Consider the following 24,769-nt stretch of genomic DNA (forward strand, 5'->3'; position numbering starts at 1 on the left):
GTTTTCAAAATTTGGAAATATTGATTAAAATATATTGCTATGATAAAGTAAGACTATATGACTATTTTTCCAGTAAAAGCAAATATGTTATACATTTGTATGTGTTATATTAGATTTATTTAATAACTAAGAGGGGACGAAATTAAATGATATGCCAAACAATAGAATAAAAATTACTATTAATGTAAAAAACTCAACTAAATTAACATTAGAACAAGCACTTAACTACTTCCATAAACATGAGTTTATACAAATTTACGGTATACATAGATTAATTCCACTAAATACCCTTATTGAATTATTAAATATATCACGGTCCTCATTTGAGAGAACATTGTTTAAAAATGATTACTTTAAATATTATGAAATTACTGGAGAAAATTTACCGAGAAATAAATATTATGTAGATCAGAAAGACTTATTAGACTTTTTTGTTAATCATTGTAATTTGAACTTTAACAAGATTGTTTATAATGATAATGGAGATAAACTTGTACTTCATAGGCTTTCTAAAGGTTCTATATCAATAAAAGACAAAGAGTATTTAGCTGAATTATTATCTTCAGGTGCTTGGTTTTCTAGCAAGATGATGGAAGACAAATTTAATAGAACCAGAGCCATAATTTCTAGGTTATCTAATGTTATTGATTCCGTAACTTTTTCATTTCCACAGAGTAATCGTCATTTTAGACGCTATTTAATATATCAACCAGATGATTATTATCTTCATATCATAAAGAACTACGAAAAATTTACGAGGTTAATTAAAATTATTGAGTAATCTATAACATAATGCTATAATAATCCCATATGTTATTTATGTTTGCTCATTGAGCCTTTTGTTGAAGTTTTAAGCCCCTATGGGTGGTATTTTTCCTTATTGGAGGAAGTATGCCCCATAGGGCTTTTTTGCGTTTATTAAATATAATGGAGGATTTTAAAAATGTTCATATCAATAGTTTTAACTCTATCAATTCTAGTATTGAGTTGTTCACTTTATTTGTTTTCTAAAAGTGCTGAGATTAGAGCCAAGACACGAACAGAGGCTCTGTATACTTTTCAGATTACAAAACAAAATGAGTCGATTCTTAATCAAATTAATAGGATAAGTGAAGGTAGTATACAGAGTGAACCATTACATAATCCTATAGACAACGTCGAAGACAGGTTAGTAATGGATGTACAAATTACAAATGATCAGGTAGAGCAAGAAGAACTATTATTAAATCCAGCTACTGAAATTACAAGTGAAACATTACTCAGCATTGAAGAGCTTAAAGAAGTAGAAATAGATAGTCTGTCGGCTGCATTTCTAGAAAAAGTTAATGCTAAGGAAGATATACACACTCTAGTTGACGCTGTGTCTGAAGAGGGGAAAACAATTCAAGGCAGTGTAGATCTGGAATTACAAGAACAAGATACTAAAAATTCCTGGTTTAACTTTAAAGAGGTTGATTTATTCCTATGTGACCGACCTGAAAAGGGGCTCTATTATATTGCTGTAAGACTCATTGAAAAAATCGATGAATATACTGCTTTTATTGGAGATGGAACAGCTGACAGAATGTTTGAGCATCAAAAATTATCTTCTTATGAAGAGGGAGATATTATCATAGCTCAAATAAGTGTTAGTAAACATATATGGACAGTCTTAAATGTCTGGGGAATTGATGATGAGAGTACTTACTTAACACAAAATAGTTTAGGTAACACACATGTATCTTGAGAAGCGGGGTTAAAAAGAGGTGAATGATCTCTTTTTACTCTCTCTGATAGGATTAGCATTAATGGGTTTATAGTCCTATGAGAAAGGGTCAACCTTGCAAAAAATAAGTATTTTTTACTTGAAATACTTTACAAGCATACATATATACGTATAATTGGTAAAAGGAACTTGAAAAAAATGTCGTTTTTGGAAATTGGAAATTGGGAATTTCGGAATAAATAAATATGTTAAATGTTCATATTGGAGGGAAAAATTATGGCAAAAAATGATATTTATATTAGTAAAAATGAATTGATCGATCGTACTATGTTGTTGGTTGGAAATTATTTTGTTAGAGAGGCTCAAGACTTATGTAATGAAAAATCAGGGAATGGAAACTTAGAAATCATATTTGCCATGAAGCAAAACCCTAGATTAAATCATAGCTATAACGTAAAACCTGAAATAAGAAACGGTAGTCTACATATTTCCCATCCTACAAAGGAATATAACGAAAAGCTACTACGATTAAATAATGAGATTGTATATAGTATTGTAAGTAGTTATATCTCTAGTAAAGCAATTGTTCAGGGGACAATTACCTTTATTTTTGAAAAGGGTAAAATAATTGATTGCAAGTTCAGCAGCTCATTTATTTATAGAGATCTAGAACGATAAATTTGTTAAATATTCATATTGGAGGGAAAAGTTATGGCAAAAAATGATATTTATACTAGTAAAAGTGAATTGATTGATCGTACAATGTTGTTGGTTGGTAATTATTTTGTTAAAGAGGCTCAAGACTTATGTAATGAAAAATCAGGGAATGGAAACTTAGAAATCATATTTGCCATGAAGCGATACCCTAGATTAAATCATAGCTATAGCGTAAAACCTGAAATAAGAAACGGTAGTCTATATATTTCCCGTCCTACAAAGGAATATAATGAAAAGTTGCTAAGATTAAATAACGAGATTGTATATAGCATTGTAAGTAATTATATCTCTAGCAGAGCAATTGTTCAGGGGACAATTACCTTTATTTTTGAAAAAGGTAAAATAATAGATTGCAAGTTTAGCAGTTCTTTTATTTATAGAGATCTAGAACGTTTTGGAAAAGAAGCATTTGATTTAGAAATAGACTTTCCTGAAGAAGAAGAATACTTAGTATAAAGGTATAGGTGATTTTATGGAAGAAAGTAAACCGCTAATACAATTTGAAGATGACACCATTCTTCCAAAGCTACCTTCTGATAGTAACATGAATGAATGGATGCTCGAATTCCTTTCATTTATACAGCAATGGGGGCTTATAGCCTGTGTAATTTTTTGTTTAATATGTTTGGTACAGGTCCAATATTTTAAAGCGAGAAAAAACCCACAGGCTTCAAGGTTTTGGAAGTTTCTTGCGTGGGGGATGGCTTTTTTAACTATATTCTGTGCCGTTTTTCCATATGTAGTGTTAAGGTTTTACTAGCGTTATCCACCATGCTCCGTAGAAGAACGGAGTTTTTTTATAACTATCAATTCACTTTTGTAAAAAAATGTGGACAATATTTAAGAAGGAAACTATAATAGAAAAAACATATTATGATATACGTATATATGTATAACTAATCGGTTAGGGAGGATAAGACAAATGGCAACCGCTAAAATTATTCCGTTTCCAATAGATAAAGCAAATAAGATAGTTACTGGCAGCCAAGTAAGTGTATATGATCTGTTTCCAAAACAAGTAGCAGACGACTTTATGGAATATCACAGACAGTCTAGTGATTGGAGAAATCATGCAAGAAAAAATACAATTTATGATGGATATCCTTGGGTTGCTCCATGTGATCCTGTAGTTGAAGGACTTGTTTGGTATATAGATGAGATGAAAAGATTTGGTGTCTGGGTCCTGAATAAATCAGGTGAGGAAATTCAACTAAATAAACAGTTTGATTTTGGCTGGGCCCCTTTGTTAGAAAAAGTACTGCCCCACCTCATGAGCCTGTCCATATTCAATCCGTTGAGATACGTAATTATCTCATATGGTATGTAGATGAAGACGGATATGGCCAGTATGGTATGTTACAAAAAGATGGGACAGTTTGGTTACCACAGCAAAAGCCAGCAAACTGGGAAAGTTAATAACGGTTTATTGAACCTGTATCGATAGGGTGAACTATTACAAAATAATGCCGTTTAAAAGCACTGAATAAAAAACTTATATTATGCATAAAAAAACTGCTATTCAATAGCAGTAATTGATAGTGCACATAGAAGAAGGAGAATGTCTTGGTGAATGAATTCCCGGACTTGGTCAGAATTACAGTTTTTAAAATCATTTTGTAAACGTCCAAGCTCTCTAATGAATAGTATTTGATCAGTTTTACTTAGCATAGTGCATTTGCTCCTTTACATAGAAAAAAACACTATGTTAGATAAGGGTACCATTAGTAACAATTATTCACAATAGAACAACTGAATGAGTCCTCTTTACTAATTGGAATGTATAAGTATTGAAATTAATAGCGACATAAACAAGCTATTACCCATCGTTCGAGTAATATGCCCCTAAAGGAGAAAAAGTTTGTAATAGGTCACTTTACCAAGGTGACTTACTACGATGAATATTGAAGATGATATTCAATAAAAGTATATTCAACATATTTTATTTTGAAATGGACAGTGGACTAGTCGACACTCATATTTGAATTGAATAACTTACTCTTTGCTACCTTGTTAGTTATTAAAAATAATAATATGTAAATGGGAAATGAATAATAATGCTTCCAATGTATAGGTTCATACAGCTTAATAAAAATTGCAATTGGCTCACCAATAAATGAAGAAAAAGATGAATACATTTTTCCTTTATATATTGGATTTAGTTTTGGTTTTATTTCAATAAGTACGATCATTGTAACTTGTAAAAGAGTTAGATCCCAGGGAAGTAACCTGGTATAAAGGGAAGGACATCATAAGGATATATCCATAAGCCTAACTGAACACCTAACGAATCAAGGATTAAAGAAATAGAAGTCATAAATAGACCTGCACGAAGAAGGTCCCCAGTATATTTCTTATTATGTATTTTCCACCATATTAACCAAGGGATAATTCCTAGTGATATACCAAGCCACCATCTGGGGGTTAAGAATATAAATTCAAACCATTTATCAATTAGAAGGGAATGTGCTTGTTCATAATTCGAAAAAACTTGGGTCATTTGTTTAACGATTTCACTAGTGTCCATATTAATTCTCACTTTTTTTTACTTTTATATTTCTTATTATGTTGATTTTTAATTCATCATTTGAAAAAAGTTAGCTTAAATAGCGTAACAATCAAGGAGGTTAAAATTATGGGATTTACAATGGATAAATTCACAGGTGACGAGTTAACAAGGAATAAAGAACTTGCTGAATACATTTGCAATAATATTATTCCTATTTCTGATAATGCAGTTACAGATGCCGATATTAAAAGAATTGTTATTAATGTACTTAGTGATGATTATGAGATAGAAAACAAAGATTTTTCATTTGTTGAAATGGGAAATAGTCGTGAAATATGGGTATGTTGGACAGAAGATGAACATGGAATTTATGAATGGTGGATTACTGGTGATGATTGTTAATGAACATTACGCTTATTTATCGACTTTTTTGTGATCTTCAAAAATCTTTATTGCCAACTCAACAGTTGAGATTCAGTTAATCTTACCAGGAGACATCTATATGAGATAGATACTACTACCTAACTGCAGAGTAAGACGTCATTCTTTTATCGACTTAGTAGTAACTCCGAATAAAGATCAAGAACCCGTTAACAAGGAGAGTTATATTCCTTTTTAAAATAAAAACAATATATAGGAGTGATTTATTTGTTAAATTTAAATCTTGCACAGCAAAAGTTGATTGAATATTACGGTAAAAACGTAAGAGAAAGCGTGATATTCATGAACCAGAAACAAGTTCAAATGTTAGTAGAAACAGATAAGTCCTATGACATTGTTTTAATTACAGATCACATCAATCTTCCGATTGGGAATGTCGATGTTCTTATACAACAAAAGATACTTAAAACAGGTGATACACTAGAAGAAATGACTGCCTTATTAACTTCTCTACATAACGACATCGAAAAGTACTATAGTCAAATCGAAACTAAGCTAAATGACGTTATAAAAGATATGAAAGTAGCCATTCAAGAGGGTAATAACTTATTACCCTTAACAAAGGATCAATTTAATCAAGACTAGTAGAATAAAATCCCTTAATATGGTATGCTATATAGAAATATAACCAATGGCGGAAGACGCAAATGAACCTGATAAAACACAGGTTTCGTTTGCGTCTTTTTATTTTTCAGGGAGGTATATTTATGCAAACCGCTCTTCTTCATAATGGGAATGCAGTAAACACTAAAGAATATGACGAATCAATTCACGGTAGCAGGTTGTTCTGCATTGATAAAAACTGTCAGGCTCCGTTGATATATGTAGGCAAGTCTTCTACAATGAATGCTCATTTTAAGACAACTGGTAAAGGAGATTCTCGGCATGTAAAAGGTTGTGGTTTTTATGAGAGACTCGATATCTTAGAATCCGTTAATAAAACAAAAGAATACCAGACACAGATGTCTGATAGTTTAAGTGAAACAATTATTAGACTCAGCATGAACCGAATAGATCCTGATTATCAAAGTAAGACAATAGAACGCGAAACAAAAGAAGAAAAAAATGAAGAAAAAAGTTAAATTGAAAAATGAAACAGAAACTCCTCAATCGATAAGCTCGGTAAAAGGAGTAGTAAAGCTACTTACGGAGTACGAACCAGATCTGCTTGCAACAATCCTCATTAATGTAGGAAATGGGCGAAAGATACCCATTTCTGAGTTAATCGTTAACCAGCAAGATGCACATCACCTTTTATGGTTAGATCGGACATTACCTAAAGTTGGTTATTTTGTATATGGTCTTATTGATAGAGTAATTAAGCGTGAGAAGGTAATGTACATTAACTTTAAGAAAGAAGATGATGTTCCTTTTACTATTGTTATCTTTCAAGAATATTGGAAAGAGTTCTCGTACACGGAAGAAGATTTAGTTGGGCAGCATGCACTAGTTTATGGCCATTTAAGAAAAAATGAATATGAAGGTAATCAAAAAACAGAAATGCTTATAAAAGGTGATAAGTACCTTGAAAAGTTTAAAACAAAGAAACAATTAAATAATATTAATACCACTAAAGAGGATGAGTAAAATGAGTGAATTTCTAATCGGAATCGATATTTCTTTTACCAGAAATAACGTTGATGTTATAGGTAGAGTTGTTAAGGCATATCCGAATACAGTGATTGTTGAAATTACCCAGGATGATGCAGAAAAAATTGAGTCACCAAGCACATTAACGGTTGTAAATCACAAAAATTATAGAATTCTAACAAGTCCTATTGTCAATTAATAATCCATAAAGGAATGATGAGTGCTTTGGAAGAGGATCGTAATCATACTGTTCAGTCGATAAATTTAGATATTGAAAAGAAGCGGAATGAAATGGTCGAAGCTGCAACAATACTAGGATTTTCTAACCCTCAAACACTTCGATTATCAGAAGAGCTTGATATTGCAATTCTGTCTGTAATCAATAAAAGTATTAAAAAGGAAGTCTAGTAAATTTTAGGCTTTCTTTATCATCTAGAAAATAATTTTTGGGTATTATTTTTCATTTACATGTTAATATATTCTATAAATAATAGACTCTTTGGGGGAAATCTTGAAAAAAATAATGCTTTTAATCACCTTTTTCATTTTTACACTGTCTGCTATACCTGATATCACAGCAGCGAGTTCATCTACAACGTATATAAGTGCAAACAACTAAGGGAATAGACTTAAAGATAAACGGAAGCTTTTAACAATAAGATTAATAAAGGTGATTTGATACTTATCGATGAAAGTTATTATAACTTTGGTTCAGAAATCAAAAAGACTGAAAGAGCAATCGGTAAAGTAAGTGGATCAGCAAGTAGGAAATCTCTGAATGATAAGTATGTTACTCCTGCAAAGATCGCTAGAGAAAGAGTTATATATGAGGTTTCGCAAGTAATATTAATAAAAGATATTGAAAATTAATTAAATATACAAATTATCGATCTGCTATTGAATCGAGTAATAAGTTAGAACGGTTAAAAAGAAGAGCTTCAGAAATAAAATTAGAAGGAGGTTATAAATCTCTACCTCAAGAAATTAGTAATTTCTTAATTAATAAAGAATTGAACATACAGCAAGTCATCCAAAATAAAACTTTCTCTGTGATTATAGAAAGAGTAGCTCCTCGTACAATTAGATTAAACGAAAATATTGAGTGAAGATCTTGGATATGTAGATGAATCAATGGTAGAAATTACAGATTCTGATGGTAAGAAATTCAATCCTACGTCATCCTGGTCAAAAGGTAACACCCTAATTATTAGCAATAAAACATTTGAATTCGGAAAATCATATACACTATCTCTTTTAACTAACTTGTATTCAAATAACAGTAAGTTAATTAATGGGAAAGTTACTATGAAATTTCAAATAGTAAAAGAAACTGTAGATAAAACTATAATATATAATACTATCCTAAATTCCTTAAAGAACAGCGAAAAATTTATACAATTTGATAGTAACAATAAAGAATTAGTATGGAATACCTCTAAAGAAGTGCTTAAAGATCATCCAGAACTATTTTATATAGAATCTGATTTTATATGGAATAATGGACGAATAGAAGTTCATAACTCATATTTATGGATGTTTAAAAAACTATTTAGATTTTTTGAGATAGTAAGTAAAATAAAAAAATCGTTCAGAAAAAACCCAGTATTTTTATTATCTCCTATATTTGCGATAGTATTTTTAGTGGTGTTTATTTTAAGTATTAAGTAGATTCATATAAAGTTCTTAACGGTAGACATCTGCTATTTAAAAGGCGATTCATTGAAAATAGAAATCGTCTTTTTTTATTGTTGATTTAAAATAATGTCTGATAATTTGTAAAAAAGTTCGATAATTTAAAACAAAGTTTGATTATAATTCTTGTATTGATATGCGGGAATTTTTTATTCCGCAATCTGGCCAGATTGGAGAAGATTATTAAAGTATAAAAGGGTTATTAAAATTGCATTTGAGAAGTAGTTTAATGAATTTATTAAAATACATAATATTTCCATGTACATCTACATTGGTTATTCTATATATTTTATTAAAGATCATTTTTGAGTTAGAGGTGCCATGTGAGAAAGTACTATTTTTGGAGTTGGCTGCTTTTATCATTATTATTCTCTTTAACGATTTGTTTAGCTAATTTGCCGATACGTGACCTAGAATATTTTCCTCTGTTAGACATGATTAGTAGCGTCTTTTTCCTAATTGGTGGAGTTTTATTTTTTAGTTCAATAATGTCTATACTACTTCTAGTTAGAAACATTAAAACTACTATATCCCTAGGTATTATTATGCTCATTTTATTATTCTTTTTGGGCATTCAATATAGCGTTTTACCTCTATTTATATTAGGTCCTATTTTTATAATATTGGTATTTACTATTAAAATTTAGTTCACTTTTTAATTACCTATTTTATAGGTAAGAACTTATATTATTCAATTTAACAAACTTTAACGTGGATTAACCTTTTCTACCTACCTAATCTTGGAGATGAGAATGAAGTGAACAAAGATATAAATGGTTTTACAGAATTATTTATTGAGAACGCTGTAATACATGGGGAATCAACTATTAATGGTGATTCTAAAAGGGGCAATAAAGCCAGTGATAAGCTATACAAAATTTTTATTGTAATGAAAGAGGATAGAGAGTTAGCCGAAGAAATGCTGGATATACTTTTGTGTCATACAGAGCCGAATGTGATTATTTGGGCTTGTGGAATAGCTTTGGATATAGAGTATAAATCAATCAAAGTTGAAAATATGTTAAAAAAGCTAGCTCATAACAATGAATTAGGAATCCTAAGTTTCAATGCTGAAATGATTTTGAAAGTTAGAGAAGGGCAAGGATTGTCTGATTAGTCAATGTACCTTGCTGTTAGAAGTTGAACAAGCAATAAAAGGGTATGAAAAAGGAGGACGATCAATGCCAGTTCATGAATTTGGAATAATTGATAATATTAATCCTAATCAAAACGAGTTTAATTATGAACCACAATAATACCTCCAGAATCATTATCATTATTTTGTGACATAGTAATCTCTTCAACATTATATAAAGATTCAGTTGAGGACTCATATTCAACTCCTTTTAAGGAATTAATGAGTTACCTACGGTTAAAGAGTTAGGCAAAGATAAGTGATTAGATTAGAAGAACAGAAGGAGTAGTGTTCATTTTGGATGAGTTTAAAATTAAAATCTTAAATCAACATTGGATGGAACCTTCGAAATTAGATTTATGCTCTCATGGAGAAATTTATATTAGAGTTAAAGATCATATAATAACTAAAGATGGATTAGGGGAAGAATGGGGAATAATTGAATCTGCCTTAGCATTGTTAAGAACAGTTTATAAAGATTATGAATGTGATCCTGAAAATGGAGAGGGATTAATCCTTCATGGCTGTGGCGCGATGTTAATGATGGGATGCCCAATATCTATTCATTGGAGTGTTAAGCACTTAAATGATCAAGTTATCTTATCTAATTTTATAAAAATAAAATCGACTAGTCTTGAAACTGGAATTAAACGTTTTCCAGTAGATAAAATTGTATTAAGCAACCAGTTGTATAATGAACAAATAGTGTCTTTTGCTTTGAAAGCTAAAAGCTTTTTTAATCAATCTAAAAAACAAATTTCAGATGAGTACGACCAAGAAATGTATCTGAAATTTTGGGAAGAATATGACTCTCTATTAAATAATCTACTTCAATAATGTTCCACGAACAAAGCGTCTTACTTCAATAATGATCTTCCGCAATAAGGTGTTATTATAGTTTACGGGAAGTCTTATAGTTCAAGTAAGTGGAAAGAGGCTGAAAAAGACGGTGGTAGAACCCCGTTTGTTCGTACTAAAAAGTAAGGGAGTTTTTTATGAAGCTAAGTATTTATAAGCAAGTAAATTTATTTTTATATTATTTCACAATATCTATATTATTGTTTTACTATGTGAAATTTAATCCGCTAAAAGGATATTTTGGAGAATCAATTAGTTATATAATCATAGCCTTTATTGCTTTCAATTTAGGAAACTTCTTTAGAGAGTTTGAGGGAAATATGGGTCTTAAAAAAATAAAACATTTTAAAGTGTTGAAATATTCCTCTTTTATAATTGCTTTAATAATCACTCTCTATATATAAAATATATGGTCAGATCTAAATATATAAACGGCTATATATTTTAGTAGCGGAATAGGGGTAAATGACCTAAAGACTATAGAAATCAGTTGAAAAAAATGGCCCCTTAATTTGGTGGAGAATTAAATAAAGGGGTTAAAACTTATAAGCATAATCATGAATACGATTTATGTAAATAAAAAATAGATAGAAGAGTATTATGCTTTCCATTACTTCTATCTTGTTATAGAGCCTTCAAAGAAATTATAAATTAATGATCTTCAGCAATCAAAAGCGCTTATCCTGAAAAATGGGATAAGTGTTTTTGATGTAAGGAGAAACTTATCCTTACTTTTATTATGAATAAATTGTATTTCTTTACAGATTATAGTTAGAGGAGGTGGAAAATGAAAACAATTATTCATTCACTTGTTCTATTACCAATGACTCTTTTAATTTCACTACACATTGCTTGTGCGGAAGATTTTCATCGTAAAGGTTATAGCGAGGACTTATATAATGCTACTCATGATGTTACACAAGAACAATATCTTAAAAACTTTATGATTGAGCTTTTTATGCCCCATATTGTAAAAGAGACTCAAAAATATTACAAAGATCCTTCTGCAACTGGTTTAACGTACGACTGGGATAATAAATATAATGTCGTTGAAATTCATTACGAAGTGGATCAGGAAATAAATAATGAACATTTCCCTTATACCGTTACATTTACAGTTACTGTTCATAACGGAGATATGAACAATCAAAAGTTTTTTGGAACAGATACTTTAACGTTTGGTGTTAACCCAGATTTAGTAAACAATAAAGAAGTAAAAGATCATCTAGCTATCAAATTAATCAACTATAGAAGCGCTTTAGTTGAACAAAACAATTTAAATCTGATAGCTTGGATTTTATTATCCAAGCTTTTTGATATGCTATTAATAATATTATTTATGGTGTTGAAATAATTTGTTTACGTAGAATCTGATATTTTGGATTTTCTTAACAGCTTCGGAACGACCAAGTTAAACAGTTCGTATTTTTTTATCTTATAAATATTTATATTTATTTAAATTACAGTTAATGGTAAATTTGTAATAACAATCTTAACATGGGGGTTTCTATGAAAAAAACACTGTTGTTATTATTTATTTCTACAATGTTGGTTGGTTGTTCATATTTTTCAAATGCTGACCCAGAGCCTTTACATCCGTTGTTTTCAAATAATGAAACTAAATATTCTTTATTAGTTGTTGATGAGGCTGGAGATTATGAAATAGGGAACGAATGGTTGGATGAAAATAAAATCTATAATGTCCAAACTGTCCATGGAAGAAATTCAGTTGAAGAGATTAATAATCAATACAAATTCATTGAATTAGAAAAATCTCCAGCTTTCGTAGTTTTTGACACAAAAGATATAGTATTTAAAACATACAGTGAAAAAGAATTAATTGAATTTCTCCAAAATCATTGACCAGGATGTTAGTATGCCTATGACTCCTTATTCAACAAACAATGCGCTTATCTTGAATAAAAGGTAAGTGCTTTTTATGTTAAAGGCCATAATACTTAAGTTCATATGTTAGCAATATATGGACAAAAAAACATCGTGCTTTTCACGATGTTAAGTTTTACCTAAAATAGTTATTCAGCAGTAAATGTAAATGTTTCTTTTAATGGTCTGCCTTCACTATTCTCTGTCCAAATGATCTCCACTTCTAACTCTGTTGCTTTTTCAGCCAAGAGGAAATTTGCTCCGTGATATGGAGCGCCATTGTTCATTTGTTTAGCTAGTGCTTTTGCAGTTTCATATTGGCTTTCATTACACTCTTGTCCATCTGGACAACCAAAAAGCGAGTACTTTGTTATAGAGTTAGGCTCATTTCTATACAAATTAATTTCCACAGAATTAATATCCTTACCAATGTTATTAACATCTATGGAGTAAGTATTGAATTGGCCTTTTTCAGGCTTCACTAAATCCTTTCCTTTCTCAGCTTCACCTATTTGAACTGACCATTGTTTTGACATTTGTTTAACTGGTAACTCATCGAAAGATAAAGCATTTGCCTTTGTCGAGACAATTAACAAAAGTAACAAAGTGAATATGGTAACTATATTCTTATTAATGTTAATCTTCCTCCTTATATTTGATATAGTATATTCTTATCTAAATGGGAATTTTTATTAAATGAAAAGTCACAAATTAGGGTCTTACCTGTTTTGTGGCATTCCTACTTCCGAGAGATGTACTCTCATTAAAGGTATTTATAGTTTGTATATTTTCTTTTGAAAATACTGTAACCTTTTTGCTTCTCATTCGATTAATAGTTGAACAAAAAAGAAAAGGGGGGATTGAAGTTGGATGATGGTAATTCATTTGAGGTAAAAGTAGAAAAACTATATGATTTATACTACTTAGACGTTTATAAATTTTTAATCTGTTTTACTGGGAATAGAGATGATGCCGAGGATTTGACACAGGAAGTATTCATAAGGGTGATAAAATCTTATTCTAATTATAATGATTCAGGAAGTATAAAAACTTGGATCTTCTCAATAGCAAAGCACGCTGCAATAGATCTTGTTAGAAGAAAGAGGTTTATCTCAGTTATAAAAGAGAATTTTTTAAATCAATTGCCTTCAGCACAAAAAACGCCTTATGAAGTTCTCCAAAATAATGAAAATAAAAGAATATTGTATAGCGCCATATCAGCACTTAAGCCAAATTATCGAATAGTTATTATTCTAAGGGCAATTAATGAGTTTTCTATAAAAGAAACAGCAGAGATTCTTAATTGTAAGGAGTCAAAAGTAAAAGTTGATTATCATAGGGCATTAAATAAGTTAAAAAAAGAACTACATATTAATTCAGAGGAGGTATTTAATAATGCGAACTGAAGATGAGATTTTTGATTTAATAAAAAATTCTTCAGACATTATACCCCGTGAAGAATTTGTTCAACAGACAAGGTTAAAATTGATAAAAGAAGCGAGAAAAACAAATAACAAGAGAAGTCTTGTGAGAAAGTCTTACTATCTATCAGGTGTATCTTCATTACTGTTCATGTTATCATGGATTTTCTTTTTCGGTGGTTCACAGTATATCAGTCATTCAGCTAGCCAAATGATTTCTTTTTTGAATAATCAAGATGTTAATCTTATTCAAGATGACGTTGATAAAGTTAGTACTCATAACTCAAATAATAATTCAGTGTTTATTTATAGTACACATAACACTGAATCTTTTATACCATTGTTTGAACCAGAGGAAACTCAAAAGGGAATCGATGATAAACAAAACATTACATTGGTTGGAAAAAAACTTGATGAACTGTTGGATGCAAAAGGGATTCATTCAATCCATGATAATACTGATTTTCAGGGATTAATGAAAGAAAAGGGGTTAAGATTTTCAAAGTCCTACGAGGTTACAAGGCCAATTATTAGTAAGGCACTCGAAGAAAATGAAAATATAAAGTTAATCTTGGATATTCACAGAGATTCTCAAAGAAAAGATCAGACAACCACTGATATTAATGGTGTTAGTACTTCGAAAATTAGCTTTATAGTTTCTGGAAGTAGTAATAAATTTGATGAAAATATGAATATAGCACAGCAATTTCACAATAAATTAGAAGAGAAATATCCAGGAGTTTCTTCAGGTGTCTTTATACAAGGTGAAGATACAAAAAATACTTATAACCAAGATCTCTTTGGCAATTCATTAATGGTTCAAATTGGTGGAGTCGATAACACCTTAGTTGAGGAATTCAACAGTACAAAGATATTATCAGAGGTTATAGAAGAGGTATTATTAGAACTACACTAAAATAAAAAAATGAGTTTGTCTCTAAAGACTAGGCATATTTCATGTTGAGATGTGCCTTTTTAATTTAGAAACAAAGAATGTATAAAAACATAAACTGAATAATTATAATAAGCAATGTAGCATGAGGTGGATATTTTATGTGAAGCGAGAGATGATTAAGAGGTAGTTAATCATTTTCCACAAACAAAAGCGCCTTTAATGAATAAGGAAAGGCCTTATGTAAGTTAAGGAATGATTGTTTAGAGTTGTTTGTGAAGTATTTCCAGTTCGTATTATTTTTTTCGTGATGCTCTTCAGTTAATTTATGAACATAAAGTGGATAGTTATAGAAAATATTTTAGACTTTCTTCTATATAAGTGAGGTGATTACATGAAATATACTTGTCCTTGTTGTGGATATAAAACGTTGGATGAAGAGCCAACAGATACATATGCAATTTGTAAAATATGCTTTTGGGAAGACGATGGTGTACAATTTCGAGATCCAGATTACCAGGGGGAGCAAATGATGTTTCATTAAGGCAAGCACAAGAAAACTTTATTAAATTCGGTGCATGCTCAGAATTTTGTATAGATTCTGTTAGAAAACCAAACGAGAATGATATAAAAGACCCTAACTGGAAACCTTTATAGGAGTTATAAACGCTCCAATGTTCGATCTTCAACAATAGAAGCACTGTTCTTGAACAAGGCAACCAAACTGAATTGAGAAAATGCATTTAGAAAAAGATGTTCTAGACGAATATTATCTAGGTGGTGAAAAATGAATAATATTAAAACCTATTTAGTAATACCAAGAAACATTATTGACCAAAAACTAGGGAGCAATTTTGAGGAATGTTTAGTGAAATTTCCAGAAGTGTGCCATATATCTTTTAATCAAGAATCTCTAGTGAAAAAGTTAATAGAAGAGGATTTAATTGATTCAAAACATCTAGAAATTTGTATTAATATCGAATTCAATAATAATATACTGTTAGACCATAAATTTAAGGGATTAAACTTATGGGAGGATATAATTGATGCTGTAATTGAGTATCAAGAGAGGAAGATTAGCGAAGTATTATTAGGAATTGATCCTAATATTCTAAGATTAACAAAAGAAGATGAAATAGGAAACTTAAAGTGGAAAATCTTTAATGAGTATGATCCTACCGATATATACTACTCAGGAATAGTTAACAGTAATGAATACTTGTTTCGTTTAATTGTTGCAGCTAAAGAATTTTATAATAATCTAAAAAGATACAGTATTTTTACAGAAATAGAATATAATGAGTTAATATCTGAAATTGCGAAGATTGAAGGAAAATTACAAATATAGATCAACTAATGCAAACGAAGCGCAAATCATGAATAAAGAAGCTAACATAATATGAATTAATAAAACACACACATTACCCAAAATGTGTGTGTTTATTTTATTAAAAGTATTCTTTATAAGTGTAGATAAGGATAATTACTGCTATAACCGTTTAAAAGATTGAAGTGTAAAATTTCTTTTCTTCTTTACTATTAGTTTCCATTTTAAAACCTGTAGTAGCTTGGGCGAGCATATCTAGGTTATTACTTGAGAAGCCACCTGATGAACTAAAAAAATAAATAACAACTGCACCAAGTAAACCTACAAAAAAGGAATAATCAACAAAAGACACATTAAATAAAATGCTAATACCAAAATTTAAACCTAATAATGCTACCAAAGTTAGAATAAAGGTAAGGAATTTTCTAAAGATAACACACCTCCATATTTAAGTTACGGTTGAATTATACAAAGGTTTCATATTTAGATTGGCTATTCAAGGAAGTTTTGGATTAATGATCTTCCACAATCAAAGCGCTGTTCTTGTAAATGGATAGCTACTTTTTTTATTTATTATGCAAAGAAATTTGTTGATTTAGCAATGAAAGGATTGAATATGTTGGATAATCATGAACAGTCATATCTTCTCTATCAAAAAGGTCTATTAGAATTCGAGAAAAATGAATTTCAAAATGCTCTAAATTGTTTTATTAAATCCAATCAGTTGTCTGAACACTCAAGAACATATGCAAGAATATATCAATGTTTATTGAAATTAGGAAAAGAGTTGGAGGCAAAGCCATATATTAAAACGGCATACACTCAAAATCCTAAACAAGACAAGGTAGCTATTCAATACGCTGAATCACTTATATTTGAAGGGAAATCAGAATTAGCAATTGATATTCTTGAAAAGATCCTAAGACGAAATAAAACTTATAATCCAGCTAGAAAATTACTCGAACAGATAAGATATGAAATTACCTAACTATAGAGAATCCAGGTTACTTGAGATAGAAAAAGAAGATTGTTGATTTAAATGAGCTATATAACAAATTTGAAAATTTAAGGGTGCTGATTCATAATAAGCTGAAAATTCCTCAATGAAAGAAGGTGTAGCTGATTTGATTGATATACTAACGAATTTAATCCAAGATAAAACTTTGGATATTTATCCGCATTTTAAAGAGTTTTGCCTTTTTAAAGAAAAGGGACTTAGGAAAGATGCCTTTAGATCGCTTAACCTTTTTATTAATGAGGCAGAGGCCTGGCAGCCTAAACAGAAAAAGGAATTTGCTCACTGGCTTTTTAAATTGTTTGAGGAATCAGTGGATATACATGATGTACTAGTACATCCACTTGAGGAAAACATACTAAAACCAATTCTTGATGAGTGGTTGTATGAAAATCCAAAAGACCCTCAACCATATAGATGGTACGGTTTATTCTTAAAAACAGAAAACCATTTAAAGTACCTTGAAACGGCACTAAGAATTGGTGGAAAGAGTGAACAAAAAGTGTTAATGGCAATCATTAACTATTATCTTAATTTCCTTAATTTTTCTTTTCACCACATTTCTGAGGATGCCTACCTTGGCGATATTTCAGAGGATCAAGACATTGTTTTGAAAATCGAAAACCTTTCTAAAGAAATCACAAATGTTGATAGTAGAAAGTATGTAGCTGAAAGTGTAAACTACTACAAAAATCTGTTAAGCGATTGGATTGCTTTTAAAAATGAGGGTAAAAAAGGTTTTCTTAAATGGTGTGCAGATAATGGTAAAGAATATGGATGGACTAACTCATATTATTATGAATAGTTAGTGATGATAATAATGTTATTCAACAATAAAAGCGCTGTTCTTGAATAAAAGGACAGCGTTTATTTATAAGGCCAGATGGGAGAAGATCAATTAGAATGAAATTGAAATTGTAAATAAGTGCACTTAAAGTAATGTAGTTTAGTTCAAGATGAGTGATAAAATAATTAAAAAAGTAAATGAGTGAGGTTAATTTGAGTATGAAAGAAATTTGGGAAAGATGGGAACCAGTACAGAGTTTCCCTAAGAGAATTTATTTACAGAGTCTAATTGATAATAAAAATGGTCTTACTTTACTATTTGAAACAGAAGATGATAAAACAATAGCATTTAATTTCGACAGTGGAGTTTTATCTTATAGAAATATCGATGAAGGAGATATGTATCAGACATTATGCGATTTAGATAAGGAGTATGGGGGTGAGTTCTATAGTAAGTGGTCACTTTTTAAAGTGGAAAATTCTTCTTATCTTAATTGGTTTAAGAAAGAGGGGTCTGGGAAGTGGGATTACAAAGATGATGTGAAGCACTATGTATTTATGACATCCGATGATGTTGTCGAAGTTTTATCAAACTATTCACCATCAATTAGACTTTAAAGTGAAGATGAGTTCTTATTGAACTATAGGGTGTTTGCTAACGGCTGGTACATTAGTGTAAGATCACCGAAGCAATGAAAGCACAAAACAAAATATTAAAGATTTCTCGTTTACAACATTTGTATATGAAATGACCGATACATATGATAGTTTGCGTGCGTCAAAATTCGTTGTTTAGTTTTCAAACTAACAATCGGATTGGGGGAACAATTGTTTATGGAACAAGTATCAAGTCAAAAAACTGATGATCTTGTAAAAAAGCTAAAATTCATATGGGACATTGAAAAGCATTATTGGTATCCCCTTTATGATTGTAAACGAAGCGATGTTATTGCATTTAACGCTGAATATATTGAGGATATTGCAGATAAAGTATCAGAAATTCAGAACTTCCTATTAGGTCATAATAATAATCAAATCTATGAAATGCACGAAGACCGTACCTTGTGGATTGTTGAAACAAATTCTCTTGACCCTTCTTATGATGGTCGTTATTGTGAGAGGTTTTGGTTCAGTAAAGACTTTAACTGGATTATTTATGCTTCACACGAATGCTCTATTTCATTTGGTGGGAAAAAATTGATCTCTTCACTTAAAGAAAAATGGCAGGATTGGGAGTTAAATTTATTTCCATAATTGGTTCAAGTTTAGGTTTACCCTTATATATCGGGGTTTCCCTAAAATATATCAAAAAATCAACATTAAAATTTAACAGAGCCTATACTTAAAAAAATGGAGAGGCTTAATATCACTAAAATTATAAATTTAGTTGTTGCAAATTTGATATTGTTAATAATAAATAATAAAGGTAAGAAATTTTTTTATGATAACACTCCTTGCCTCCATATTTCAGTTACGGTTAAAGTAAAACAAAGGTTTCATATTAATCTATTCAGAATAAAATTAGGATGACCTTTTTAATAAGAACAGTAAATTCTAGATAATTGGAGCTAAACAATGACTATACATTGTATTACTTATGACAGAAAAGGTAATGAGCTAGCAATCATATTTATTAACCGTGGATTTCATTATTCTATTTTTTTTAGAAATAATTTAGGGAGCATTACTAATAAAAACTACCCTCAATTATTTAAGTTTTACAATTTTTATGGTGTCTCACCAGAATACTATGGTCGACATATTGAGCAACTGGTTAATGAACTTAAAAATCACTGTCCTTTTGTTGAAGGCCATCAACAGAAAATGGCTGTTCTAATAAAAAGAATCTCGGACCCTGGCGTATGGAAAGTGGGTTTTTACGGAGACTAATCTTTCCTCTATATAAAGGATTCCACCAAAAGCACTTTTCAGGAACAAAGAATAATCAAGCGCTATAATCATGATGAACTTTCAAAAACAGACTGATCAAGGAGAAAAATGGTTAGATATTTTCAATAAAGAATATCTTATTTTTTAAAAAAGGGGGGGATAGTTATGAGCTTAGCCAGTTATATTGGGTGTAATGTAGAACTACCTTTAAGTTCCGAAGACTCAAATGATGTATTACTAATCGGTAATTCATTTTCGGAGTATTATCATCGATTAAATGTAAAAAAGTATCAATTCACTACTTGTTTGGTCTATGAGGTTTCAACCGATTGGGGAATCGATATTTCAATACACACTAATTCAGAAGTAAATGCTGTATCAAAAAAAGAAATTCATAAGACTATGCTAAATAATGGATAAGTTCCTGAAACCAGGAGAGTACTTTGAAGTTTATAGTTGTTGGTTAGGTGAAGAAACTGAGAAGAGAGAAAATGAGTTTACCCTAAAAATAAAGGACTTTAATGTAGATCAAATTGAAATAACAGAAAAAACGTATGTAAGAGTTGTTAAATAAAAGTTTTTAAATAACGATATTCTGCAAACAAAGTGCAAATGTGTAATAACATTCGTGTCTTTTTTTTATGTAAAAGGCCATATTGGAGAAGATCACTTATCATGGAAATAAGTATTATGGAACGTTTTACTCGAACTAAAATGAAAGGTTATTACAATAATAGAAGGATATGTAACGGAGTTAATATTAACATCGTCTATACAGTAAAGGAGGGGATATATTTGAAGTTTAAATGCTTTAGTATTTTGTTTTTCCTAACGCTATCACTTTATGCTTGTAATACTTGGAAAGACCCGAAGGAACATTTAGGAGAAATGTTGCATTGGATTCTATAATGGAACAATATGACGCAATAAGCAGTGATATGGAATATGTGGCTATTGATATGAGTAATTTCGAAGAAGTAGATGAAAGTGATAAAGAAGAAATTTTAAGTTACTTCAAGGCAAAATATAATGTTGACGTAATGGTTGCAACTTTTGAACAACTGAAAGAAAAGGGATTGTATGATCCTGAAACAATGTCTTTGGGTGGCGTGCTTCTTAGAATAGAAAAGGTTGATTTTAAGTTCAATAACAATATCTTTTTTGAGGGTTCCAAGTATCGTTCGGGTCTAGGGGCTGTTGGAGTAGAGGTTACTGTTCATTATAAAGAAAATAAATGGAAATCCAAAGAAGTAAAAATGACTTGGATTAGTTAATTATTTATTGTGATAACAGTGCGTTTGTTTAATAATTCTCTTCAGTAATTAAACCGCTTATCCTGAAAATTAGCATAAGTGTTTTAAAGTGTAAGTAGATACTTATCTGTACCTTTATTAATGAATAAATTGTATTTCTTTACAGATTATAGTTAGAGGAGGTGGAAAATGAAAACAATTATTCATTCGCTTGTTCTATTACCAATGACCCTTTTAATTTCATTACAAATTGCTTGTGCGGAAGATTTCAATCGTAAAGGTTATAGCGAGGACTTATATAATGCTACTCATGATGTTACACAAGAACAATATCTTAAAAACTTTATGATTGAGCTTTTTATGCCCCATATTGTAAAAGAGACTCAAAAATATTACAAAGATCCTTCTGCTACTGGTTTAACGTACGACTGGGATAATAAATATAATGTTGTTGAAATCCATTACGAAGTAGATCAGGAAATAAATAATGAACATTTCCCCTATACCGTTACTTTTACAGTTACTGTTCATAACGGAGATATGAACAATCAAAAGTTTTTTGGAACAGATACTTTAACGTTTGGTGTTAACCCAGATTTAGTAAACAATAAAGAAATAAAAGATCATCTAGCTATCAAATTAATCGACTATAGACACAATAAACCTAATAATGAGTAGATCATTTATTACATGATCTGCTCATTTCACGTTTTATTTTAGCATTTAACCTAATTTACACTCTTTAACAATAAAAAGACGGAATGTAGAATAAACGTCCCTTTTCTTATTTAACTAACGGGGTGCAATACTTTAATTGAGGTATTTTATATGAGTATAAAAAAACAATCTATGATTACGATTGATGTATCTAGTATTAATACATCACAAGAGTTACATTTATTATTAAAAGAAGCCCTTGAGCTTCCTAATTTCTATGGTGAGAACTGGGATGCTTTTTGGGATGCAATAACAGGTCTTATTGAACTACCAGTGAAAATAGAGTTTATTGGATGGGAGAGTTTAGAAGCAAAATTGCCTTCAGATGCTAATGTCTTATTAGTATGTCTAAATGATTTTAATGAAGAATTCCCTGACGAGAGAAGAGATTTCTTATTTCACTAACAGATGCTTTATTTCAGTAACGATCTTCCATAATTAAAGCACTGTTCTTGAAAATGGATCGCTACTTTATTATTTATTATGCAAAAACAATTTGTTGAGTTAGCAATGAAAGGATTGAAAATGTTGGATAATCAGGAACAGTCATATCTTCTCTATCAAGAAGGTCTTTTAGAATTCAAGAATAAAGAATTTCAAAATGCTTTAAATTGTTTTATTAAATCCAATCAGTTATCTGAACACTCAAGAACTTATGCGAGAATATATGAATGTTTATTGAAATTAGGAAAAGAGTTGGAGGCAATGCCATATATTAAAACGGCGTACACTCAAAATCCTAAACAAGACAAGGTAGCTATTCAATACGCTGAATCACTTATATTGGAAGGTAATTCAGATTTAGCAATTGACATTCTAGAAAAGATCCTAAGACGAAATAAAACTTATAATCCAGCTAGAAAATTACTCGAACAAATAAGCCATGAAATTACCTAACTATAGAGAATCCTTTTATTCTAGGGTTGCTTATTTCATTCTTTTAAAACTTGTACGCATGCATTTACTATCTCCAATTCAATTAATGAAGAAGTTACCATGGTGTTATGGGGGGTTCAAATATTAATTCTTACCTATACAATTTATCTATTTCATCCTTGTCGTAAGCTAATATGAGTGGAATAAGAGAATTTTTTGTTTTGAAAAAAGCACATTTAAGGTGGTTCGATAGTTTGGAAACAAATGCTTTATTTTATAAGATTAAAAAGGGAATTGTTACGATTGAGGACTATTTGAAATGGTCACAACATTTGTTAGAACGCAATGAATCATCACCTTCTATAAATGCAATTTCTTCGTTCTCAAACGATGATAATATCTTTGAAATTGAGGATTACTTTAAAAGGGCCTTAGAAGAGATAGAAATAAAGCAACCAAGCCACGTGACCAGTGCAAGAGGATATATAGCACATTTAGCTATGAGAATTATAATTCTGGAAAATCCATCAGAGATCCTTGATTTGGCTTATAGGATTTTTCGAATTGTTGGAAAAGAATTACTTTATCCAGATGATTTAATTGAGTGGTATGAGATTAGCGAAATGATTGATATATTACGCTATGGTGATGATGTGCATTTAGAGTTTGAAAAGGACGTTATTACAAAGATCAAAACAGAAGCTAATTTACTTTTGAAAAATGATAAAATGATGAACATTTTTTTTACGAAAAAGGAACGTTAACCAAATAGGAAGTTCAAATAAATAGTATTTAGTTATAAAAAAAACGTTAGGGATTAAATTATACTATATAGAGGATGAATTTCGATGAAAATTGAAATAGGAATAATACCTAAGAAGTGGATTTCGAATATACCCGATGTAGGTGGATTTTTCCCTTTTGCAATTGATGGTAACAAAGATTATATAGTTGATATTTCATTTAGTACTGATAAACATTTAGATTTTCTAACTAGTTGGATAAAAGTAATAAATCAATTTCCAATACATATGCTTGTTGAGGTATACGGACAAGAGGAATTTGAAGGAGTTTGTTTAAGGCATAAGATTGAGTATAAAAGGACTACATATGAAAAAGAAAATGATTGTTTTTATAAAGTAACCATTAAAGATTATAGTGATTTTAGTTTTTTGTTTCCATATGTATATGCAAATGGGAGTATGAATAACTTAGCATTATGGTCTCTACAAAGAGATGTTTTTAGTTTTGGTAAAAGGGAATTTAAAACTCTTACAGGTATCAAGAAAATAGACACCCCGATTATTACTCTCGCTGAGAATGATAGTGTTTTTTGAATCGGTTTTGATGGGGCCTAATTAATGTATTTGTAATCTCTAATGATATACGATTTTCAACAATAGTAAAAATAACAAATACCCTTCCAATAGGAACTACCCTTGTTAAATCAGAGTATGAAGAAGATTGAAATTCAATCTCAAACAATAGAAGCGCTTATCTTGAATAAAGGAAAGTGCTTTTTCATGTAAAGAAGCATGATTGCTACACAAAGTGATCGCTTTTACATATCGAAAAAGAACTATTAATAGAGTACTTTATAGGAGTGAGATTTTGAAAAATCATATTTTGATTTCTCTTTTAGCCTGCCTATCTATGTTTATTAGTGGATGTAATTTTTTACAAGGGGATAAATTACCAATTGAGATGGTTGCCTTTAATAGCCTAACAAAGGAGGAAAAAGATAAAATTCTTGTGTCTCCAAAAGATTCATCAGTAAAAAAAGTGACAGTAAATGATGAATTAAGTGAACAGTTTGGCAATAATCTTATCGGTAAGAGGCTATATGCAGTAATATTTAATGGTACTGAAACTGATTCTGTAGGCAAACTTATTGTGTATGTGGATTTGAATAAAGAGACCGTTGTGGGAAAAGGTTACGAGAAAAAACAAATAATTGATTCTCCACAAACGGGTGCTTTAGTTTAATAATGATCTTCAAAAATCAAAGCTCTGCTTGAAAAAAGGGTTATAGTTTTTTTGAAAATACCTCAAGAAATGAGAAGC

At 30.2% G+C, this 24,769-nt stretch carries 38 protein-coding genes and 2 pseudogenes; 36 read left to right on the forward strand and 4 right to left on the reverse strand.

From position 1 onward, the window contains the following. Positions 1 to 151 precede the first annotated feature (151 nt). From MVE64_RS26210 to MVE64_RS26230, 5 genes are all read left to right on the forward strand, one after another. Positions 152 to 781 (forward strand): hypothetical protein, encoded by a 630-nt coding sequence (locus MVE64_RS26210; RefSeq protein ID WP_098798163.1) that lies wholly within the window; start codon positions 152 to 154, stop codon positions 779 to 781. 162 nt (positions 782 to 943) lie between these two features. Then, complete coding sequence (locus MVE64_RS26215; RefSeq protein WP_247347598.1) at positions 944 to 1,726, forward strand: hypothetical protein; 783 nt, start codon at positions 944 to 946, stop codon at positions 1,724 to 1,726. 255 nt (positions 1,727 to 1,981) lie between these two features. Continuing rightward, complete coding sequence (locus MVE64_RS26220; protein ID WP_247347600.1) at positions 1,982 to 2,383, forward strand: hypothetical protein; 402 nt, start codon at positions 1,982 to 1,984, stop codon at positions 2,381 to 2,383. 33 nt (positions 2,384 to 2,416) lie between these two features. Beyond that, positions 2,417 to 2,878 (forward strand): hypothetical protein, encoded by a 462-nt coding sequence (locus MVE64_RS26225; RefSeq protein ID WP_247347602.1) that lies wholly within the window; start codon positions 2,417 to 2,419, stop codon positions 2,876 to 2,878. 466 nt (positions 2,879 to 3,344) lie between these two features. Next, positions 3,345 to 3,749: a hypothetical protein gene (locus tag MVE64_RS26230; RefSeq protein ID WP_247347604.1), complete on the forward strand. Its 405-nt coding sequence runs from the start codon at positions 3,345 to 3,347 to the stop codon at positions 3,747 to 3,749. 188 nt (positions 3,750 to 3,937) lie between these two features. Here MVE64_RS26230 and MVE64_RS26235 read toward each other — a convergent pair whose 3' ends face one another. Then, positions 3,938 to 4,090 carry a hypothetical protein gene (locus MVE64_RS26235; RefSeq protein WP_247347606.1) on the reverse strand — a complete coding sequence of 51 codons (153 nt, stop codon included), beginning with the start codon at positions 4,088 to 4,090 and terminating at the stop codon, positions 3,938 to 3,940. Between the two features lie 538 nt (positions 4,091 to 4,628). Continuing rightward, positions 4,629 to 4,946 (reverse strand): hypothetical protein, encoded by a 318-nt coding sequence (locus MVE64_RS26240; protein ID WP_247347608.1) that lies wholly within the window; start codon positions 4,944 to 4,946, stop codon positions 4,629 to 4,631. A gap of 108 nt (positions 4,947 to 5,054) precedes the next feature. Here MVE64_RS26240 and MVE64_RS26245 point away from each other — a divergent pair, with 108 nt between their 5' ends. The 12 genes from MVE64_RS26245 to MVE64_RS26295 all read left to right on the forward strand — a co-directional run bounded on the left by MVE64_RS26245 (position 5,055) and on the right by MVE64_RS26295 (position 12,507). Next, positions 5,055 to 5,330 (forward strand): hypothetical protein, encoded by a 276-nt coding sequence (locus tag MVE64_RS26245; protein ID WP_247347610.1) that lies wholly within the window; start codon positions 5,055 to 5,057, stop codon positions 5,328 to 5,330. 246 nt (positions 5,331 to 5,576) lie between these two features. Next, positions 5,577 to 5,954: a hypothetical protein gene (locus MVE64_RS26250; RefSeq protein ID WP_247347611.1), complete on the forward strand. Its 378-nt coding sequence runs from the start codon at positions 5,577 to 5,579 to the stop codon at positions 5,952 to 5,954. Between the two features lie 122 nt (positions 5,955 to 6,076). Further along, positions 6,077 to 6,451 carry a hypothetical protein gene (locus MVE64_RS26255; protein WP_247347614.1) on the forward strand — a complete coding sequence of 125 codons (375 nt, stop codon included), beginning with the start codon at positions 6,077 to 6,079 and terminating at the stop codon, positions 6,449 to 6,451. Next, positions 6,435 to 6,956 (forward strand): hypothetical protein, encoded by a 522-nt coding sequence (locus MVE64_RS26260; RefSeq protein WP_247347616.1) that lies wholly within the window; start codon positions 6,435 to 6,437, stop codon positions 6,954 to 6,956. The genes MVE64_RS26255 and MVE64_RS26260 overlap by 17 nt, the downstream gene beginning before the upstream one ends. A 1-nt stretch (position 6,957) precedes the next feature. Next, a complete protein-coding gene (locus MVE64_RS26265; RefSeq protein WP_247347618.1) occupies positions 6,958 to 7,158 on the forward strand; it encodes a DUF2187 family protein in 201 nt (66 codons plus the stop codon). Between the two features lie 26 nt (positions 7,159 to 7,184). After that, positions 7,185 to 7,367, forward strand: a complete 183-nt coding sequence (locus MVE64_RS26270; RefSeq protein WP_247347620.1) for an aspartyl-phosphate phosphatase Spo0E family protein — start codon at positions 7,185 to 7,187, stop codon at positions 7,365 to 7,367. Between the two features lie 267 nt (positions 7,368 to 7,634). Next, entirely contained in the window at positions 7,635 to 7,829 is a 195-nt protein-coding gene (locus MVE64_RS28250; protein WP_379053310.1) for a hypothetical protein, read from the forward strand. Between the two features lie 261 nt (positions 7,830 to 8,090). Continuing rightward, the gene (locus tag MVE64_RS26275) at positions 8,091 to 8,627 is read left to right on the forward strand and encodes a hypothetical protein (RefSeq protein ID WP_247347621.1); all 537 of its coding nucleotides are present in this window, start codon (positions 8,091 to 8,093) and stop codon (positions 8,625 to 8,627) included. A gap of 781 nt (positions 8,628 to 9,408) precedes the next feature. Continuing rightward, entirely contained in the window at positions 9,409 to 9,768 is a 360-nt protein-coding gene (locus MVE64_RS26280; protein WP_247347623.1) for a hypothetical protein, read from the forward strand. A 354-nt stretch (positions 9,769 to 10,122) separates the two neighbouring features. Next, a complete protein-coding gene (locus MVE64_RS26285) occupies positions 10,123 to 10,623 on the forward strand; it encodes a hypothetical protein (RefSeq protein WP_379053434.1) in 501 nt (166 codons plus the stop codon). 808 nt (positions 10,624 to 11,431) lie between these two features. After that, positions 11,432 to 11,998 carry a DUF3888 domain-containing protein gene (locus MVE64_RS26290; RefSeq protein WP_247347627.1) on the forward strand — a complete coding sequence of 189 codons (567 nt, stop codon included), beginning with the start codon at positions 11,432 to 11,434 and terminating at the stop codon, positions 11,996 to 11,998. A 155-nt stretch (positions 11,999 to 12,153) separates the two neighbouring features. Next, positions 12,154 to 12,507, forward strand: a complete 354-nt coding sequence (locus tag MVE64_RS26295; protein WP_247347629.1) for a hypothetical protein — start codon at positions 12,154 to 12,156, stop codon at positions 12,505 to 12,507. A 170-nt stretch (positions 12,508 to 12,677) separates the two neighbouring features. Here MVE64_RS26295 and MVE64_RS26300 read toward each other — a convergent pair whose 3' ends face one another. Then, entirely contained in the window at positions 12,678 to 13,064 is a 387-nt protein-coding gene (locus MVE64_RS26300) for a hypothetical protein (protein ID WP_247347631.1), read from the reverse strand. Positions 13,065 to 13,394: 330 nt separating this feature from the next. Between MVE64_RS26300 and MVE64_RS26305 the strand changes: the two genes are divergently transcribed. The 4 genes and pseudogenes from MVE64_RS26305 (at position 13,395) to MVE64_RS26320 (ending at position 16,189) form a co-directional block, all read left to right on the forward strand. Further along, on the forward strand, positions 13,395 to 13,934 hold the full coding sequence (locus MVE64_RS26305) for an RNA polymerase sigma factor (RefSeq protein ID WP_247347632.1): 540 nt from the start codon (positions 13,395 to 13,397) through the stop codon (positions 13,932 to 13,934). Then, on the forward strand, positions 13,924 to 14,865 hold the full coding sequence (gene spoIIP / locus MVE64_RS26310) for a stage II sporulation protein P (RefSeq protein ID WP_247347634.1): 942 nt from the start codon (positions 13,924 to 13,926) through the stop codon (positions 14,863 to 14,865). Before MVE64_RS26305 ends, spoIIP begins: the two co-directional genes overlap by 11 nt. 436 nt (positions 14,866 to 15,301) lie before the next feature. Then, positions 15,302 to 15,498 (forward strand): annotated as a pseudogene (locus MVE64_RS26315) (CPCC family cysteine-rich protein). A gap of 130 nt (positions 15,499 to 15,628) precedes the next feature. Further along, entirely contained in the window at positions 15,629 to 16,189 is a 561-nt protein-coding gene (locus tag MVE64_RS26320) for a hypothetical protein (protein WP_247347643.1), read from the forward strand. A gap of 151 nt (positions 16,190 to 16,340) precedes the next feature. Here MVE64_RS26320 and MVE64_RS26325 read toward each other — a convergent pair whose 3' ends face one another. Continuing rightward, positions 16,341 to 16,520 carry a hypothetical protein gene (locus MVE64_RS26325; protein WP_247347644.1) on the reverse strand — a complete coding sequence of 60 codons (180 nt, stop codon included), beginning with the start codon at positions 16,518 to 16,520 and terminating at the stop codon, positions 16,341 to 16,343. A gap of 267 nt (positions 16,521 to 16,787) precedes the next feature. Between MVE64_RS26325 and MVE64_RS26330 the strand changes: the two genes are divergently transcribed. The 15 genes and pseudogenes from MVE64_RS26330 to MVE64_RS26400 all read left to right on the forward strand — a co-directional run bounded on the left by MVE64_RS26330 (position 16,788) and on the right by MVE64_RS26400 (position 24,691). After that, entirely contained in the window at positions 16,788 to 17,156 is a 369-nt protein-coding gene (locus MVE64_RS26330; RefSeq protein WP_247347645.1) for a tetratricopeptide repeat protein, read from the forward strand. Between the two features lie 136 nt (positions 17,157 to 17,292). After that, positions 17,293 to 17,988: a hypothetical protein gene (locus tag MVE64_RS26335; RefSeq protein WP_247347646.1), complete on the forward strand. Its 696-nt coding sequence runs from the start codon at positions 17,293 to 17,295 to the stop codon at positions 17,986 to 17,988. 200 nt (positions 17,989 to 18,188) lie between these two features. Further along, on the forward strand, positions 18,189 to 18,587 hold the full coding sequence (locus MVE64_RS26340) for a hypothetical protein (protein WP_247347736.1): 399 nt from the start codon (positions 18,189 to 18,191) through the stop codon (positions 18,585 to 18,587). A 61-nt stretch (positions 18,588 to 18,648) separates the two neighbouring features. Then, positions 18,649 to 18,765: pseudogene (locus tag MVE64_RS26345) on the forward strand (IS1595 family transposase); the annotation flags it as partial. Between the two features lie 38 nt (positions 18,766 to 18,803). Further along, positions 18,804 to 19,223, forward strand: a complete 420-nt coding sequence (locus MVE64_RS26350) for a hypothetical protein (RefSeq protein WP_247347647.1) — start codon at positions 18,804 to 18,806, stop codon at positions 19,221 to 19,223. 321 nt (positions 19,224 to 19,544) lie between these two features. Then, complete coding sequence (locus MVE64_RS26355; protein WP_247347648.1) at positions 19,545 to 19,859, forward strand: hypothetical protein; 315 nt, start codon at positions 19,545 to 19,547, stop codon at positions 19,857 to 19,859. 165 nt (positions 19,860 to 20,024) lie between these two features. After that, positions 20,025 to 20,279: a hypothetical protein gene (locus MVE64_RS26360; RefSeq protein ID WP_247347650.1), complete on the forward strand. Its 255-nt coding sequence runs from the start codon at positions 20,025 to 20,027 to the stop codon at positions 20,277 to 20,279. Next, positions 20,272 to 20,433, forward strand: coding sequence for a hypothetical protein (locus MVE64_RS26365; protein WP_247347652.1), 162 nt, complete (start codon positions 20,272 to 20,274; stop codon positions 20,431 to 20,433). Before MVE64_RS26360 ends, MVE64_RS26365 begins: the two co-directional genes overlap by 8 nt. A gap of 322 nt (positions 20,434 to 20,755) precedes the next feature. Then, a complete protein-coding gene (locus tag MVE64_RS26370; RefSeq protein ID WP_247347654.1) occupies positions 20,756 to 21,133 on the forward strand; it encodes a peptide ABC transporter substrate-binding protein in 378 nt (125 codons plus the stop codon). Positions 21,134 to 21,301: 168 nt separating this feature from the next. Next, a complete protein-coding gene (locus MVE64_RS26375) occupies positions 21,302 to 21,790 on the forward strand; it encodes a DUF3888 domain-containing protein (protein ID WP_247347656.1) in 489 nt (162 codons plus the stop codon). Positions 21,791 to 21,940: 150 nt separating this feature from the next. Beyond that, a complete protein-coding gene (locus tag MVE64_RS26380; RefSeq protein WP_247347658.1) occupies positions 21,941 to 22,234 on the forward strand; it encodes a barstar family protein in 294 nt (97 codons plus the stop codon). Between the two features lie 123 nt (positions 22,235 to 22,357). Further along, positions 22,358 to 22,726 carry a tetratricopeptide repeat protein gene (locus MVE64_RS26385; RefSeq protein ID WP_247347660.1) on the forward strand — a complete coding sequence of 123 codons (369 nt, stop codon included), beginning with the start codon at positions 22,358 to 22,360 and terminating at the stop codon, positions 22,724 to 22,726. Positions 22,727 to 22,959: 233 nt separating this feature from the next. Next, on the forward strand, positions 22,960 to 23,469 hold the full coding sequence (locus MVE64_RS26390; protein ID WP_247347662.1) for a hypothetical protein: 510 nt from the start codon (positions 22,960 to 22,962) through the stop codon (positions 23,467 to 23,469). Positions 23,470 to 23,553: 84 nt separating this feature from the next. Beyond that, positions 23,554 to 24,042, forward strand: coding sequence for a hypothetical protein (locus MVE64_RS26395; RefSeq protein ID WP_247347664.1), 489 nt, complete (start codon positions 23,554 to 23,556; stop codon positions 24,040 to 24,042). Between the two features lie 274 nt (positions 24,043 to 24,316). Next, a complete protein-coding gene (locus MVE64_RS26400) occupies positions 24,317 to 24,691 on the forward strand; it encodes a hypothetical protein (RefSeq protein ID WP_247347666.1) in 375 nt (124 codons plus the stop codon). Positions 24,692 to 24,769: the final 78 nt, after the last annotated feature.

It is taken from the genome of Metabacillus endolithicus (genome assembly GCF_023078335.1).
Classification (GTDB): Bacteria; Bacillota; Bacilli; order Bacillales; family Bacillaceae; genus Metabacillus; species Metabacillus endolithicus.